The sequence below is a fragment of the Sphingobacterium paludis genome (genome assembly GCF_004364125.1).
Taxonomy (GTDB): Bacteria; Bacteroidota; Bacteroidia; order Sphingobacteriales; family Sphingobacteriaceae; genus Sphingobacterium; species Sphingobacterium paludis.
Genome location: NZ_SNZV01000009.1, coordinates 120,130 through 137,162 on the forward strand (window position 1 = coordinate 120,130; position 17,033 = coordinate 137,162).

Here is a 17,033-nt window from a genome sequence, read left to right on the forward strand (position 1 = left end):
CTCTCTTATAAAAATAGGTTTACAGCTTATAAATTATTCTCTCTCTTTTTTAGTTAGCATACTGACGCAAAAAAGGATTTACCAACAGCAGTTCGTAAATCCTTCCGTATTTAACATTATTTTTTGGCCTGTTTTTGCGCCTTTCGTTCTTCCCACTTCTGTCCTTCTTCTTTGAGGTCGTAGCCTTCGGAAGAAAGATAATTATTAATTCGGCCTTTATACTTTCCAAACACTTGATGCTTTTCCCGGGATCCCGGCTGATCCATCGCGAGCTCACGCGCCTCGGTTAAGTAGGTCAGGATTTTTTCCTTTTGCGGTTCGTTTAGCGTAGGAATCATGTCTTGGTAGGCGCCATACGTCAGCGGCAAGACACCGTAGGTCATGCCATCCTTTACTTGCTCGACCTGCTGTGGACGTAGCAATTTGCTCAGTTTACCGATGTATTGCTTGTGCAGCTTCTGCAAGAATACATCTTCCTTCGCTTCGAGCTTGCTGCGTTCGCTATCCAGTTTTTCCTTTTGCCCGGCATACTTGTCTTTAAGCGCCTTAATCTTCACCTCACGCTGCTCATGATGCGTGTTCAACTGATCATACTGTTGAACAACCACAGTGCGTGCTTTCTTATAGGTCGCAGAATCCGTAATGGCCAATTGCGCGATGATCTTGTCGGAACGCTCGGTAATCACTTGGAGGTACTTCTCGCGATCGGACTGTGCAAACGTCATCTTGAACAGGCATAGCAACGCTACCGCTAAGCAAATATGTATTTTTCTTTTCATTGTTAAATGTTGTTTTTAATCTTGATCTATATTGGTGGGTACATGCTATACCACGTTTTTCATTACACTTTTTTCTCAGGCTTTCTAACCTTTAAGACCTTGTCGTATGTCAACAATGTAGACTCTTGCAAGCAGCAAACTGCTTTTAAAAAGCCGACTATGCATGATACTTCTTTTTAGGAAAACGCCTCCGCAGGCATCATGAATGATAAACACAAGTCTCTAACAGGCACTACACGTAGAATCGCCTGTTCAAATTAACGTAATATTAATGCTTTAATAATATTTGCGATTATCTATTTATTATAAGATATTATCATCGGCTTGTAGTCAGGAAATTGCCAATAATTATCGATCAAGCGTGGTTGGGCCGAAGCTAAAACGTTTTGAATAGCTTACAAATGGGAGCACATAGAGGAATGTGCCAAAATATTGCTTATTGGTCGCGCTATGCCGGTGCACAACCAATAAGCAATATTGTATGCATTAATAGCCGGGGTTTTGGTAGCCCCCGGGGTTGCTAATTGCGTCTATCTGTCCTTGCGGAATAGGGCGAACGCTGTGGATTGCATCGACGAAGTATTGACCGACGTCTGGATTTTTTTCCATGAGGTAGGCTTTCGTCAATTTTCCGGTGCGCTTCAAGTCATACCAACGGCTGTATTCGCCGCATAACTCGCGGGCTCTTTCATCCAGTAGAAACTGCAGCGTAATATCGCCAGCGGCAATCTGTTGTCCATTTACCCGCTGACGTAGCACATTGACAAAATTTGCAGCCGTGCCTGTGGCGCCACGCAAATGAAATTCCGCTTCGGCCGCAATAAGGTATACTTCGCCCAAGCGCATCACCGTCGCAGACGCATCGCTCGTGAAGCTGTTTGTCCGCGGACTGATCAATGATCCAGAATTAAACTTCGTTAGGGAAGGATAGAAACTAATAAACGGGTTGTCAACCTGACCCGGCTGTTGGTTGACCCGCGTGTATCGCATCTTAACACGATTATCCACGTCATACAGATCTGCTAAATCGACCCAAAGGTAATTCTTAGATAATCGAGTTGGCTTTTCTGTCGCGTAATCGGATTCTTCTGGGCGCCCTATTTTAATGGCCAGAGCACCATTAGGCAGGTTACTGCCCTCCTGCACGGTCGCTGAATTACGATCATATTGCACCAGCGCATCCCGGCCCCAATTGTAGTTGACGTTGGACGTCCAGCTGGTTTGAAAGGATAGGTTGTAGCGGGGATCCAGTGTGCCATCCGGATTACGGAAAACAGACATCAAGTGTGCGCTCGGCATAAAGTTGCCGCCTGACCAACGCCCAATGGTGGTTTGAAACCCCGCTAGCTGGATCGCGCCAAAAGCGGTAGGGTAACAGTAAAACCGCTTGAAATCGTTGTTATGGTCGTAGACATTCGTTGAGCCATACGATTGCGAGTAGGTGATCTGGAAAAGCGCCTCCGTATTTCGCTTGTTGTTTGCTGCGTTGAAATTATCTGCAAAATTGGCGAACAATTGCGTTTGGTAATTTGCTCCTTGCTCGATCAGTTTTCTTGCTGTCGCGAGTGCCTCCTCCAAATAGGTATCGGCACCATATTGTTTCGTTTGCAGACAAGCCCTAGCCAATAAACCTAAAGCAGACTTCTTCGACGGTTTTCCGGCAATGGCAGCAATTGTCGGCAAGTTGTCAGCCGCAAAACGTAGATCGGGCAAGATTGCCTTTTCATAAATCTCCAAGGGGGCCACGCGCACCGACTCGGTGTTGGCCTCGGTCGTTTCATGCAAGGTGAGCGGTGATGCCCCAAATTGCTCGACCACATGGAAATAATATAACGCACGCAAAAAATGGGCCTCGGCAACCTTCGCATTCCGCTCCTCATCGCTCGCGAAATCCGTGACCTGCCCGACCCGATCGATAACCAAGTTGCAATAGTTGATCGCGTCATACGCACCATTCCAATAGTCCTTCGCCATATCTAAGGACATGGCTCCTCCGGATGCATATTTCAGATAATTTTGATTGTTGTTGGAGTTGAGATCTGCTGTCCATAAGTCTGTACCGCCTTCAGTCACCAGCAATAAGTTTCGCCCGTAAAAATAGCGCGGCAGATCAAAATAACAACTGTTGATTAGCTTTTCAAAACCGGCTTTGTTCTCGGCAACTTTGTCTACCGTAATCCCTGAGGGATTAAGTTCGTCAAGCGAGCATGCGCCAAATAGCAAACTCCCTGATAATATATAGCTATATAAATTTCTTCTCTTCATTGGATTATAATGTTAGAACGTAATGTTTAAGCCTACCACAAATTGTTTGGTGAGCGGGAAATTGTCTGACCCGTTAGATTCGGGATCCTGGTATTTCAGCAAATCGCTTTTCGTCCAGATCAATGCATTATTAGCTGTTGCGTAAATACGAAATCGTTTCATAGCCGCTCTTTTGGCAATGGATTCCGGCAAGGTATAACCTAGTGTGATGTTACGGATCTTAAAATACGAGCCATCAACATACTTCAGGGATTCGAAGCCAATGTAGCCGCTTGCGGTAGCGTGTAAACCGGGACGCGGAAGATAGGCTCCTGGATTTTCTGGCGTCCAATAGTCCGAATCATCAGGACTATTTCCCTCTGCCGTGGTCGGGTTATAGCGCGTAATCAAATTGCTGGAGACCATCTGTCCCCAACGGGCGGTGAAAAAGATACTGGCATCCCAACTTTTATAGCGCAGGTTATTCTGCAAGCCGCCGGTCCAGTCAGGAACCGCCGAACCTAGGATCATTTTATCGTTTGCACCGTAGGCATGCGTTCCATCCTCTCTGAATGTGCCATCAGTGGCTAGTTTAATATCGCCGGGCAAGGAATTGTAGCGAGCGGCTTCCGCCTCTTCCTCAAGCTGCCATATCCCTAAGTATTTGTAATCAAAGAAGGTCTTGATCGGATGGCCGATGAACAAGCCGGTTGATATCAGGTCTTTGTTTCCAGGAAGCGTCACGATGCGCTCACGGTTCGCAGCGAATGTCACCGTCGTTTCCCACGAGAAATTATCGCGCTCGATATTTTTACTGGTCAATAATATTTCCAACCCTCTATTGAGCGTTGCCCCTACGTTTTGCCACATCTTAAATGGTGCGCCCCAAGAGCCGCCCAATGAAGCGGGCATATCCCGCAGGTATAATAGATCTTTTGTATCGGCGTTATACCAATCGATGGTTAGGTTAAGACGTTGGTTTAGGAAAGAGGCATCTAATCCGATATTGGTGGTGTAGGATTTTTCCCAGCCCAGGGCATTATTGGCCAACTGTTGATTCAGAATAAATGCCGGCGCCGGCGTATCGCCAAAGCCTACAGGTCGCGGCGCGTTAAAGCCGCCAGCCTGTGTGCCGTAGGCGCCTACCCCACCAGAATTTCCCGTAACACCATAGCCCACCCGAAGTTTCAGGTCAGATACCGCAGCTTGCAGCGGCATGAAGAATTTCTCGTCACTGATGCGCCAAGCGAAGGCTCCCGCCGGGAAAATATCCCACTGGTTTCCTTTCGACAGACGCGACACGCCGTCCCACCTGCTGGAAAGGCTAAATAGATATTTTCCTTGGTAGTTGTAATTTAATCGCCCGACATAGGACATTGACTGGCTGCGAATGTAGGAAGACCGGATGATGGGATTTGTGCCTGCACTCAGGTTGTGAAAAGAATACGAATCCAGATCAAAGCCAGAAGCTCCCGCGTAGGCTTGCTCGGCCTGATTTTTAGCCCAAGAGGTCACGCCCGTCACGGTAAAGTGATGGTCGTCTTGAATATCAAAGGCATAGGTGAGGATGTTTTCCCAGCGATAATCGTAGTTTCTATCGTTGATGATAACGGCGGCTGGCACGCGAAAGCCCGCTTCGGGATTAGCGATAGACTGCGTGCCGAAATAGCGCCCTGTACGCGAAGAGCCTAAAATGGCTCCAAAGATAGAACGAAAAGACAAACCCTCCATCGGGGTGATATCAACAAATCCGTTACCCGAAAAATAGGTATTTAGGGTATTGTTGACGTATTGATCTTTTATTTGATCCGATAAGGGATTTGTCACGCCATCTACAGGAATATGCTGTATATTTCCTTGTGCATCAAACGCATCCCCAAGCGGTAAAAAGGTCAGCGCATTACCAAAAATATTTTGTGCCGCCTGATCATTGTCGGTGTGGGTCAATTGAAGATTCGTACCGAGTTTAAACACCGATGATATTTTGTGATCCACGTTGGTCCGTACAGCATATTTCTTAAACCGATCAATCTTGATCATGCTCTGCTCATCGTTGAAGTTTAGAGAGAGGTAGGCATTTGTTTTTTCCGTGCCCCCGTTTACGGCCAAGCTGTAGTTTTGCTGAATACCATCGCGTAATACCTGATCGACCCAGTCCACCCATTTGCCCTGTTCATAAGCCTCTAGGTGGGCTGGGTTTTTAAAGATATTGTTTAAAAACTCGGGGTAATTCCCATTTTGCGTACGATAAGCTTCTCGTTTTAGATTTAGGTAGGCATCACCGGTCATCCCGTGTGGGTACTTTGGAAAGCCGTTGTAACCAAAGTAGGAATCGAAATCGACGACAGTCTTTCCTGCTTTCCCTTGCTTCGTGGTGATGATCACGACGCCATTCGATCCTGCAGAACCATAGATGGCTGTTGACGAAGCATCTTTCAGGACATCAATAGAAGCGATATCACTTGGGTTTAACCGGGAGAAATCTCCCGGAATACCATCGATAATATAAAGCGGGTTATTATCGCCATAAATAGATCGGCTTCCGCGCAAAGCAACATTTACATTAGCGCCTGCACGTCCGGAATTTCTCATAATATCCATACCCGAAACCTTGCCCTGCAAGGCATCCATCACGTTGGCCGTTGGCGTGCGCATAATCTCTTCCGCTTTTACCGAGGCCACCGCACCCGTGAGATCGCGCTTTTTCACAACGCCGTAACCCACCACCACCACTTCATCCAAAACTCCCGATGGCTTTAAACGAATTTGCAGCGGTTCCACGCTAATCACCTGCATTTCCTGTGTCTCGTATCCCACGTAACTGATCACCAGCGTCTCACCCAAAGCGTCTATCTGCAAGCTAAACTTGCCCTCCACATCACTCTGCGTTTGGATGTTTTTTCCTTTCACCTGTATGGTGGCTCCCACGACAGGCTCGTCAGTATTGGAAAAAATTGTGCCTTGAATATCCACTACGCGTGGCTGTTGCTGCACATACTGCAGGTTGCCTTGGGTAGATCGCGCATGCAGCTGGGAGGGAAACGAAGCAATTACCGATAAGAAGCAGCATAGGCCCCCTGCCCGTATTCCGTTTTTAATAGTAAGTTTATAATTCATGTTCAATCAGGTAAATGACATTTTAAAACGAAGCATAAAACGAGACCTTAACACAGATGACATCCGCACACATGGGCTGTATTGAATATGAAAACTTAATAGAATGTACGTCACCTCAAGCGGAATGGATATAAGCCATTTTCACTATCGGTACTGCGAACTATCTTGTTTCACTTCTATTTCAATTATGCTCGGGAATGAGCAATGAACAGCCAAAAAGAGTTTTATAGCTTTATAATTGTTATAGCAAAGAAACGAATTCGCCCATACGTATTTTTATGTAACATTATCTATTAATTATAAGATATTACCATATACGTTGAATAAAAAATGTATATTAGCAAACCGATATAAAAATTGTAAACCCATTGTTAGACAATGCTTTCGAAGACTATGAAACCTTTGTACAGAAAACTTCCTGCGAAACTGGAAAGTTCGTTTTCCGCTAGGCATGATGTCATGCCTAATTTCGGCAACGTGTGGCATTATCACGAAGAGCTGGAACTACACTATACCATTCGCGGAGAGGGTGTGCGTTTCATTGGTGACAACATCAGCAGTTTCGCGCCCGAAGAAATAATTCTCGTGGGCGAGAAGCTATCGCATGCATGGCGTTGTAAAGACGAATACTTCCAAAATAACCCCGACTACAACATCGAAGCTATAGTTCTACAATTTCTTCCTGATTGTCTGGGCAAGCAACTTCTCCAACTGCCCGAGTCGTATTTGATACCGAAACTATTTGAAAGGGCTAAAAGCGGACTTATCATCAAAGGCGAAACAAAAAAGCTGGTCGCAGAGCTGATGCAAAACTGTGTCCATGAAACAGGGTTTGGGAAAGTGATCGCCTTATTGCAAATATTGCGTGTCTTGGCGGAAAGCGATGAATGTGAGACGATCGTTAAAACGCAGACTACCTTCCATCAATCCAACGAGGCCGATAATATCCGTTTAAATAATATTTTTAACTACACCCACGCACATTACAAAGACGATATCACGTTAGAGGAAGTTGCGAATATTGCAAATTTGAGTATCACCTCTTTCTGTCGATACTTCAAAACGATGACGCGCAAAACCTACTATGATTTTCTGGTAGAGATCCGCATTAGTCATGCCTGCCGCCTACTGGTGGAAAACAAACTGCCTACCGAGGTGATCTGTTTTGAGTGTGGCTTTAACAACGTCTCCAATTTTTACAGGCACTTTAAGAAAGTGATGGGGCTTACGCCTCTAGAATATAAAAAACGCTATTTGAGCAGGAATTAGTATGTAGTAGATAGTATGTCGTAGGTAGGACTTAGTAATAAGATAAGTTATTCAAGACCTTTCATTTTTTACTTTTAACCTCTCAATTTTGACTTGTAACTTTTGAATTTTAACTTATCACTTCTGACTTCTACCTTCTGACTTTTCACTTCTGACTTCGACCTTCTGACTTTTTACTTCTGGCTTTTCACTTTTGACTTCTCCCTTTTGACTTTTTAATTTTTAATTTTTACTTTTTACTGCACCTCCAACCCATCAATATACATATCCTTGGCATCCAAGCCGCGCACGATAACACGATAGGTTCCAGCATTGATCATCGATCCTGTTGTGGTGGTCACGTAATTCCATTTTCCTGTTCGTGTGGGATCAAGCTGCAGCTTTTCGGCGGGCTTTAATAGGGAGCCATCTACTGTGCGCACTTCCAAAGTCAGGCTTTTGCTGTCCTGAAATTCGTTGTGATATTTTAAGGTCAGTGCATAGACATCAGCAACGCCAACTTTGATTTCGAACTCTAGGAAACCATCCTTCTCAGCATAGCGCAAACGCTCTTGCTTTAGAAAGTCAACTTTATCCATCTTTTGAAACACCTTCACCGCATTGGCTTTGTAGTTTTCTGATTCTTTCAGATCATATGCCGGTTGTAGCCCACTTTGTTCTTGAAAAGCAAGAAGGCTTGGTGTCTCAACAGGCACTGGAAATTCCTCTTCCGCTGCGAGGACCTTGCGGTAAACCTGATAAGCCTCGCCTCGATTGTTCACTACGGAATCACTGGTACGCTCCATTCCCTTGATGTCTGCCCGTCCAAGGACATACAAGTTTGTTGGTTTTTTAAAAACAACAATGGGATTTGAGGACTGCGTTTCACAAAAACTAGATCCGTATAAAAAGCCGGGGAGATAATGGAATGACAAGTTCTCCGCCTTGTTGTACACTTGTCCAATGTCCATCCAAGACTGCACAGGCGAAGTTGTCCCTTTTTTGAGCTGAAGGCTTGTCTGCTGCACATGCTCTGATGATGCCTTTTCTACGCTACCTACACGAGCAATTGCAATAGCCTGAATGATGGCTTGTCCAACGGCCACATGTGGAAAATGAATATGCAGTTGGCCATCACGTACGTCTACCGTATACACCTTTTTCAACGCGCTATCGTGTCCCACTTCCTTCCAAATATCCAGATCACGCGCTACTATTTCCGCATTGATAGCCACATCAAACAAGCGCATCCCTGTGGCATCACCGCCGCCGCCCGTTCCTATCCAAGGTTCCGCGAGGTAGAGTTCTACGCGGTATTGTCCATCGGGCACAGCAAAGCGGTAGCCTAACTGATCAAGTCCATAGCGAAAGCTCTGGAACAGTGGCCAATCGGCAGTACCTTTTATGGGGTCGAACGTGCGACGTTGGCTTGCAAAAAATGAGGCTATTCCATAATTATCCGCCCAAGAATACGAGCCCCATTTCCCCGACGAGGCATAACTTTGATCGGAAAGCCAAATTTGTCCGAACGTATCCGTGTAGGTGTCTCCTCCACAGTTTACGCGGTAGATATAGTCAAGCGCCTTCTCCCCTTTTACAAGTTCAGATTGGCGATCCAGCAGTTTTTCGAAATTGGGGCTTGCTGGTAAATTATGCAAAACGACAGTATCACGTGCCACCACTTTTCCAGCATTCCTACCTTCTACATACAACACATTATAACGAATTGGTATGCCATTGAATTCGAAAGCCCTACCTAAACCTGGGTTTTTCAGCTTACCTAATGTTATCGATTCTACATCGTTGAACAGCTCCACTTCTTCACAGTTGGAGTAAATACGAAGGCCATCTTTTGTGCCGGGAGTTAGCCAGCGATTTGGCCAGGTATGGGAAGCAATGTAAACCATCGGGCGCGATTTTTCACCATAGTGCGCACGGTACATATGATAGGCATCCGTGGGTTCGCCCCATGGTGTCAACAAACCTTTGTAATTTACAGGACCTATTTTATCCATATCGCGATATCCTTCTCCGCCTTGTACACGCCCGGGGTTATCATGCGAATTCCAAAGCCACAGATAATGCCCGATACTTTCCTGCTTGACGGAATCTGCCAAGCGTATTTTGGTTTCTAAGATTTCTGTAAACCGATCTTCGCTGTAAACGGAGTGATTCGGTAGATAAGGAGCTTCGCTGTGTAGTTCCAGTGTACGCCAAGCGCCGTATTCTCCAACGAGTAACTGCTTTTTTAAATCTTCGCCATAGGTATGGTGATCGCCGCCGTATGTTCCGGTCCAGTTTTGTGGCACATCCCAATCGGTGCCGCTCCCGCCATTGCAGGTCGTTACCAAACGCTGTACGGAGGCTGTGGGATCCATCGAACGTATAATATCCATGCATTCACGAGCAAAGTCCTCGGGCAGGGTACTTTCATTCTCTATGCCCCACAAAAATACGGAGGGGCTGTTTCGGCGCTCCTTCACCCAATCCCGCAACAGCTGCTTGAAATTTGCTCGGAAAGCAGGCGTATCAAACCAAATGTGGGCTGCCATTTGCGTCCATAACAATATGCCATGTTCATCCCAATAGCGGTTGTAACGTAGATTATGCGGTTGGTGTGCATCGCGAAAAGAATTGAAGCCCATGGCCTTCATATCCCGTACACGAGCAGAAATTTCTTGTTCACTAAAAGCGTGAGAGCTACCCAGCTTATGCTCATACTCAGCAATACCATGTATAAAAACAGGTTTATTGTTTACCAGCAATTGATTGCTGCCCACCGGATTTAAACCTTTTGGCCAGCGGATGGCTCTTACGCCATACGGTGTCTGCAGCTTATCCAACACCTTGTTTCCCTCCTGAATACTTGTTTCTATGGTGTACAGGTAAGCATCCTGCGGTTCCCACAGCTGAGGTTTGCTTAGCTGCATGCTGCTTAAGGAGATTTCTTTAGTCGTGGATGCGTTGATCTGTAGTTGATCTGTTGAACTTCCCACACGCTTGCCTTTTGCGTCTAAAAGATAGGTCACCACCTTCAGCTTCCGGGGTTTGGGCGTTGTATTCTGAATTTCTATACGTTGTTGTATGGTCGCCTTTTCCTGATTGGCCGTTTCATCATTCCAATAATGCGCGCCGAAAGGCGCTACATGGACGTCATTTTTAACGATTAGACTTACTGGCCGAAATATGCCAAGCGGTTGCGAGCCTTCCGAAAAGCCCCGCTCGGTAGAGCAGCCACCATCCACCCAAGGAAGATCCCGGATCTCGGCCGGATGATCTGCGCGCACCGCCAACATATTTTGCCGCCCATCCACATAGATAGCATCTGTAGCATCGAGTGTGAAGGTGGTGCGCCCACCCGCGTGGTAGCCTATTTGTATGCCATTTAACCATACGGTCGCATAAGAGCCGACCCCCTCAAAGAATAAATAAAACCGTTTGTTCTTTGCGCGTTCCTTTATCGTAAACGCTTTCCGGTACCAGGCATAACCGTGTAGGTTGCCATGAATTTGCCTGCGGTAGCCAGCATAGCTGTCCCAATTGTGGGGCACGTCTACAGTTTTCCAATTTTTGTCTTCTCGGAAGGAACTTTTCTCGAAACCTTTATACCGCAACGTATCGTGCTCGTCCATTGCCGTAGACCACCGTTTATCCAAGTGCAAAATTTGCCGCACATCTTGCGCCCTAGCACCGTACAACCCTACACATAGCACACACAGGACAAAAAAAGCTTTACGCATGATTACAATAGATTAAGTTCGGCATCAAAGGAGTATACCTTATTTTTCTTAGTTTTTAACTCAACAGTCTTCCCTTGGTAACGAAGTTTCAGCAGCTTTCCTGCTTTGGATTTTACTTGAATGGTTTTTAGCGCTCGATCTTGCCACTGCCATGCAATTTCGAAGTTACCGCGAGCTTTAAATCCGCGCACATCGCCTTCAGGCAGTGCAGCCGGAAGGGCGGGTAAAATGTCGATGTAGCTACCATGGCTTTGCAGCAGCATTTCCCCGATGCCTGCAGCGCCACCAAAGTTGCCGTCGATTTGGAAAGGCGGGTGCGCATCAAAAAGGTTGGGGTAAGATCCGCCCGCTTTACCGGCAGGACGCAACAGCATTTTGACCATGCTATAGGTATGCTCTGCATCGTTTAACCTGGCCCAAAAGTTTATTTTCCAGGCCAAGCTCCAACCCGTACCGTCGTCGCCGCGCATCAACAGCGATTTTTTTGCCGCTTCAAACATATCGGGGGTTTCTGCATGAATCTCGTTCCCCGGGTGAAGCCCCCAAAGATGGGAGACGTGCCGGTGTTTATTTGTTGGATCATCGATATCTTCCATCCACTCTTGCAACTGCCCATAACGACCGATTTGGTTGGGTGCAATCTGTGGAAGCATCTGCTCAATAGAATCACGCAATGCATGATCTTTTCCAACCAATTGTGCTGATTGGATGAATATAGAAAACAGCGACCGAACGATTTGATGATCCATCGTAGGCCCTTTCACTAGACCGCCGTTTTCGGGCGAATTTGATGGACTGCTCACGAGCAAGCCGGTTTTAGGATCGTTGACCAACACATCCTTGAAAAATAGCGTAGCGCCTTTAATAATATCGTAGTAGCTGCTTATGAATTTGGGATTCTGGTTATATAAGTAATGCTCCCATAAATGCCTAACCAACCAAGCACCACCTGTAGGCCATATGCCGTGGTTCGAATTATTAATGGGCGCGGTACCGCGCCAAATATCGGTGTTGTGATGCAATACCCAACCGCGGGCTCCGTAATACTCTCGAGCGGTGTTTGCACCAGCAACAGACAGATCCTGAATCATTTCAAACAGCGGCTGATGCAGCTCGCTAAGATTCAGCATCTCGGTTGGCCAATAGTTCATCTCCAGATTGATATTCGTTGTATACTTACTGCCCCATGAGGGTTCCAGCAAGTGGTTCCAAATACCCTGAAGGTTAGCTGGCTGCGTACCTTTTCGCGAGCTCGCGATTTGCAAGTAGCGACCATACTGTATGTACAGGGCTACGAGCGCCGGATCGTCCTTTTCCACAAACTGTCGTAGCCGTTCGTCTGTTGGCAGCGCATCAGCTGCGTTCCCGCCAAGGTTAATGGAGAAACGCCGGAACAGGCTTTCGTAATCCTGCTGATGGCACTCCAATATCTTTTTAAAAGACTTTTTTTGCACACGCTTATGTTGTTGCGCAGCTTGTGCAGCATAGCTGCTATCTAGCGTGGTGTAGTTCTCAAAATTGGTCGCAGCGCTCAGGTAAATACTGGCTTCATTGGCCTTGTCCACAACCAACCAACCATCTTGCTCGCGGATAGAACCACCCTGCAATTTTATACTAACAGAGGAAGTTCCTTGCAATGCACCGTCTTTTACCTTAACCTGCATACCCAAGGTATGGTCATCTACCTTCCAGACGCGGCAACCTTGATGCTTCGCATCCATTGTCAGCGAAAACGAGATCTGCTCCTGCTTGTCGGCTGTCAGATGCAAAGCAAGCACCTGATCGGGCGCGCTGACGAGGTAGGTACGCGTGAAGGACACGTTGTTTTGCGTGTAGGCTACCGTTGCGATCCCCTTCTCCAAATCTAGGCTTCGACTGTAATGTGTGGCATCGGCACCGGGAAACCGAAGCCGCAACGAACCAAAAGGCTGATAGCTGGCTTGATAAGCGCCTACGCTCGGTGCGTTACTATCTTGTATCCAGTATTTCCATTGCCCTACAACGGAAATGAACTTCCCTTGCTTACTGCGCAGGCCAATCGCTTGACTGGTATCTTTATATCCGGATATCCCACCTTTGCCGCTGAGATTAATCACCTGAATGGCCAATACATTTTTTCCAACGCGCAGCTGCTCTTTTGGGATCCGATAGACACGCTTCGCTTGATCGCCCGCGGTATGGCCAAGTACCTGACCATTCAAAAACGTATAGTCTTCCTCTCGCACTTTGTTGAGATCTAACACCCAGTCTTCCCGAAGATCTTGCTGCGTTAGGACAACACTCGTGCGAAACCAAACCGCGCCATCAATCCCCTCCAAGCCAACATCTTCCCAACCTTCATATGCCGGCACGTGTATAGTCTTCCAACCCTCGTCGTCAAAGCTGTAGCTCGCTGCCCCGTTTGGGTTTTCACGTTCAGCAGTCACCTTCGATAGCCAAGCTTCCGGATCATCCGATGCACTCTTTAATCCCATAAACTCCGCTTGGGCTAGCGCCTCGGCTTTGCGTTGCTGCCCACGGTCTAGAAGTGCACGAATACTGTCCAGGTAGCGATAGGCTCCCTTTTTATTGTATTCGCGTGGCTCGCCTGTCCACAACGTGGCGGCATTAAACTGAACTTCTTCTTCGTGTACATCGCCGTAAATCATGGCTCCCAAATAGCCATTGCCTATAGGCAGCGCTTCCTCCCACTGTTGCGCGGGCTGCTTATACCACAATCGTTGCTGCGCTATCGAGGGTATGCCAAAGCATAGCGCTATTTCGAGGAAAATGATTACGCGAATGTGCATATGAACCTTATTTTTTTGCGTCGATATTGTTCGCTGTTGTCGCGGCCTCCAATTGACCAGCCACCACGGTCTGCACATTACTAAAGTTATTACCGTGAATAAAAACATGTTTGTTTTTCTGACCGACAAGCTCTAGAAACACCTTTGTTCCAGCCATCGGATAATTTTGCTGAATATTCACATGTTGCACATCTTCCAATAGGAGTAAAGGACGATCAGCCAATGGTGTAAAGTTTTGGATGGCGCGAACCTCTAGGACATCTACATTTTTGGCTTTAATAAATGGCTCATTCGCCACATCCACCTGCACATTGTTAAATGATATCTTTTTAACGTTTTCTAAAGAGAAACCTGCCTTCGATTGCATGTTGATATTATTGAAACTTACGTTTTCTATCGGCATTTCATCTAAACCTCGCAATAAGCCTACACGGTTGGTACTGCCGGCCATATCGCTGATGTATATGTTTCTGAATTGCGGTGTACGCTCGCTAACAGCCTCCACATCGGTCTTGGCATACTGCATATCCATGACAATCGCCTGATCACGGATGTTGCGCATAACGATGTTACTCACCCGGATGTTTTCGACAATTCCACCTCGGCCACGTGCTGTCTTTAAACGGATGCCGCGGTCTGTTCCGTCAAAAACACAGTTAGAAATAACAATATTTTTTACGCCACCAGACATTTCGCTACCAATCACCACGCCACCATGGCCACGTAACATCGTACAGTTTGTAATGGTATAGTTTTCCGCGGGGATGTTAATCTGACGTCCGGAACGGTCTTTACCAGATTTGATCGTGATACAATCATCCCCCACACTGATGTGGCTGTTTGCAATGCGTACGTTGCTGCATGATTCTGGATTGATCCCATCGGTATTCGGAGAAGGCGGATTATCAATAGTAATCCCATCTACAGTGACGTTATCACAGTACTGTGGATTGATCGTCCAAAAGGGTGAATTTTGGATTTTTATATCTTTTATCTGTATGTTCTTGCAATGAAGAAATTGGATAAATGGCGGGCGTAAAAAGCCGCGCTCGATCCAACCTGGCAAATCAGGCGCCAGCACGTTGGGATTCAAGCGCTTAAACTCTTTCTGCCATTTACTGTCTTCTGTCTGCTTCTTTACTTCGATCTCCGAATATCCCCACCATTTTTTTCCATGGCCATCAATAATTCCGCGGCCAACGATAGCAATATTCTCTAAACCATTACCATAAAACAGCGGTGAGAAATTTGTCACGGCAGTTCCCTCCCAGCGCGACTCGACCATCGGCAAGTAATCATCAAAATTATCGCTAAAGTGCAGCTCTGCGCCGGCATCAATAAATAAGGTAATATTGCTCTTGAAATGAATGGGACCAGTAATGTATTTACCTGCCGGAAAATAAACGGTGCCACCTCCTTTTGCCGCAGCGGCGTCAATAGCTTTAGCGATAGCCTTGGTATTGGTGCCTGTACTATCGTTCTTCCCTCCATATTTTAATACGTTGTAATACGACTGTGCTTCGGCCAGCTGCGTAAGCCCCGCAATAAACACGAAAAGGGCATAGATTCCTTTTTTTATCATTATAGTTTAACTTTTAGCGATTTTAACTTCTTAGATTTTGCCACGAGCTTTCCGTCCGCGTAAACACGCAGCCCTTTCCCCTTTCCATAGCGGTCGCCTTTCTGATCCCAAAAGATGTTGATCAACTTTCCTTTGTACGGAATATGTTGAAGAGAAAAATACGCCCACTTGTCCTGAGGAATGAGTGGCTTTAGTTCAAAACCTTGGCTCAGCAAAGGCTTAAAACCGATGAGATCCTGAATTACCGCATCGGCAAATGTGGAATGATTATAGAACTTGCTCCGTGGATGATCTCCTTTTAACCATTCCCCGTTTTTTTCATCTTGGTATTCGCCGATGTAAGGCTTACCGTGCATGACATGCGCTTTTGCATACTGCTGTATTTCGTGATAAAAATCTTTTTCATCAATTCCACCCTTGTGTGTATACGTAGACAAAAGATTGGCCATCCCACGTAGGGTTTGCGATGTGGCAAAAGGCCAAATGGCACCGTCCCATTCGCAGCTGTGGCCTGTGCCGCGCGTACGAAAGCTGGGCTCGCGCCGCTCAGCAGTGGTGTGCCCCCAAGGCGCCCTAAATCCCGCGGTATCGGTAACCTGCGCCCAAGACGCACTATACTGGGCCTCATCAGGCACGACACCAAAATACCAAGGAATAAAGCCTATCGCTTCGCGGGCGGGATGCAGGCCGCCCTTCTCTAATTTTGTTTTAAAAAACTGATCGTCCTTATCCCAGAGCGAATCCAAGATCAATTGCTGTAATTTTACGGCTTTTAGATTATAGGCATCAGCTAAATCTCGCTTACCGGCCATCGTCGCGATGGTCGCAATAGCCTTGGCATTACCATACATATAACTATTGATCGTAGGTCGCATGTTCTCTTCGCGCCTTCCGCCAGAAACCGACTCTTCCATTCCATCTTTTACATCGTGCTGCCAAAATAAACCATTGGCAAGTTGCCTTTCTTTTTCCCAAACGGCATAGTCCTTGTCGAGTGCATCCAATCTAGACAGGATGTATTCCTGATCTCCCGTAACCTTATAATAAGCCAATAGCGCATCAGCTATCCATGAACTGAACTGATGAAAGCGGGGCCTGTTTTGGTCTTTATCTGCATGGTAAAACCAAAAATCGATGTATTCCTTCAAAAAATCAGTTTCGCGTAGCCAGCGGCCTTCATAAACATGATGCCCAAGTGCACAGCTGATGGAATTGTATTTGCCGGCATGCTTGACGGGTTCAATAAATTCAGTCACGATAGTTCCTTCCGGCGTGCTTTTAATATGTTTCCGGAAAGACCACCAACGGAAGTAGTAGATCTGCTCGATGGCCGAATCGGGGCAATCCAGAAGCGGAATATTAGCCGACATCCAAGCTGCCGATTCTTTATTGGGGATGAGATTGACAACGGCTTCGTTATCATCCTGATTGAATTGCGCCACATAGCCGTTGAGCTTGCTGTTTACATCCTGTTGTGCAAAGGCAAAACAAGGAATCAACAGCGCTAGTGTACATAAAAGTCTTATCATCATCT

Annotated in this window: 8 protein-coding genes; 1 reads left to right on the plus strand and 7 read right to left on the minus strand. The window is 46.5% G+C overall.

Going from position 1 to position 17,033, the window contains the following annotated elements; translation table 11 throughout:
- Positions 1-116: 116 nt before the first annotated feature.
- The 3 genes from B0I21_RS16840 to B0I21_RS16850 form a co-directional block, all read right to left on the minus strand.
- The gene (locus tag B0I21_RS16840; protein WP_133641646.1) at positions 117-779 is read right to left on the minus strand and encodes a DUF3826 domain-containing protein; all 663 of its coding nucleotides are present in this window, start codon (positions 777-779) and stop codon (positions 117-119) included.
- A gap of 486 nt (positions 780-1,265) precedes the next feature.
- A complete protein-coding gene (locus tag B0I21_RS16845; protein WP_133641647.1) occupies positions 1,266-3,044 on the minus strand; it encodes a RagB/SusD family nutrient uptake outer membrane protein in 1,779 nt (592 codons plus the stop codon).
- A gap of 12 nt (positions 3,045-3,056) precedes the next feature.
- Positions 3,057-6,140 (minus strand): SusC/RagA family TonB-linked outer membrane protein, encoded by a 3,084-nt coding sequence (locus B0I21_RS16850; RefSeq protein WP_133641648.1) that lies wholly within the window; start codon positions 6,138-6,140, stop codon positions 3,057-3,059.
- A 393-nt stretch (positions 6,141-6,533) separates the two neighbouring features.
- Between B0I21_RS16850 and B0I21_RS16855 the strand changes: the two genes are divergently transcribed.
- On the plus strand, positions 6,534-7,409 hold the full coding sequence (locus B0I21_RS16855; protein WP_133641649.1) for an AraC family transcriptional regulator: 876 nt from the start codon (positions 6,534-6,536) through the stop codon (positions 7,407-7,409).
- Between the two features lie 236 nt (positions 7,410-7,645).
- Here B0I21_RS16855 and B0I21_RS16860 read toward each other — a convergent pair whose 3' ends face one another.
- The 4 genes from B0I21_RS16860 to B0I21_RS16875 are packed head-to-tail and all read right to left on the minus strand — an operon-like array spanning position 7,646 to position 17,031.
- On the minus strand, positions 7,646-11,128 hold the full coding sequence (locus B0I21_RS16860; RefSeq protein WP_133641650.1) for a malectin domain-containing carbohydrate-binding protein: 3,483 nt from the start codon (positions 11,126-11,128) through the stop codon (positions 7,646-7,648).
- 2 nt (positions 11,129-11,130) lie between these two features.
- Positions 11,131-13,917, minus strand: coding sequence for a glycoside hydrolase family 95 protein (locus tag B0I21_RS16865; RefSeq protein WP_133641651.1), 2,787 nt, complete (start codon positions 13,915-13,917; stop codon positions 11,131-11,133).
- Between the two features lie 7 nt (positions 13,918-13,924).
- The gene (locus B0I21_RS16870) at positions 13,925-15,499 is read right to left on the minus strand and encodes a glycoside hydrolase family 28 protein (RefSeq protein ID WP_133641652.1); all 1,575 of its coding nucleotides are present in this window, start codon (positions 15,497-15,499) and stop codon (positions 13,925-13,927) included.
- Positions 15,499-17,031 carry an MGH1-like glycoside hydrolase domain-containing protein gene (locus B0I21_RS16875; protein WP_133641653.1) on the minus strand — a complete coding sequence of 511 codons (1,533 nt, stop codon included), beginning with the start codon at positions 17,029-17,031 and terminating at the stop codon, positions 15,499-15,501. Before B0I21_RS16875 ends, B0I21_RS16870 begins: the two co-directional genes overlap by 1 nt.
- Positions 17,032-17,033 lie beyond the last annotated feature (2 nt).

What these genes read in the sequence shown, in the direction of transcription:
- B0I21_RS16840 (WP_133641646.1), bottom strand. Translation starts at nt 779, where the DNA reads ATGAAAAGAAAAATACATATTTGCTTAGCGGTAGCGTTGCTATGCCTG.
- B0I21_RS16845 (WP_133641647.1), bottom strand. Translation starts at nt 3,044, where the DNA reads ATGAAGAGAAGAAATTTATATAGCTATATATTATCAGGGAGTTTGCTA.
- B0I21_RS16850 (WP_133641648.1), bottom strand. Translation starts at nt 6,140, where the DNA reads ATGAATTATAAACTTACTATTAAAAACGGAATACGGGCAGGGGGCCTA.
- B0I21_RS16855 (WP_133641649.1), top strand. Translation starts at nt 6,534, where the DNA reads ATGAAACCTTTGTACAGAAAACTTCCTGCGAAACTGGAAAGTTCGTTT.
- B0I21_RS16860 (WP_133641650.1), bottom strand. Translation starts at nt 11,128, where the DNA reads ATGCGTAAAGCTTTTTTTGTCCTGTGTGTGCTATGTGTAGGGTTGTAC.
- B0I21_RS16865 (WP_133641651.1), bottom strand. Translation starts at nt 13,917, where the DNA reads ATGCACATTCGCGTAATCATTTTCCTCGAAATAGCGCTATGCTTTGGC.
- B0I21_RS16870 (WP_133641652.1), bottom strand. Translation starts at nt 15,499, where the DNA reads ATGATAAAAAAAGGAATCTATGCCCTTTTCGTGTTTATTGCGGGGCTT.
- B0I21_RS16875 (WP_133641653.1), bottom strand. Translation starts at nt 17,031, where the DNA reads ATGATGATAAGACTTTTATGTACACTAGCGCTGTTGATTCCTTGTTTT.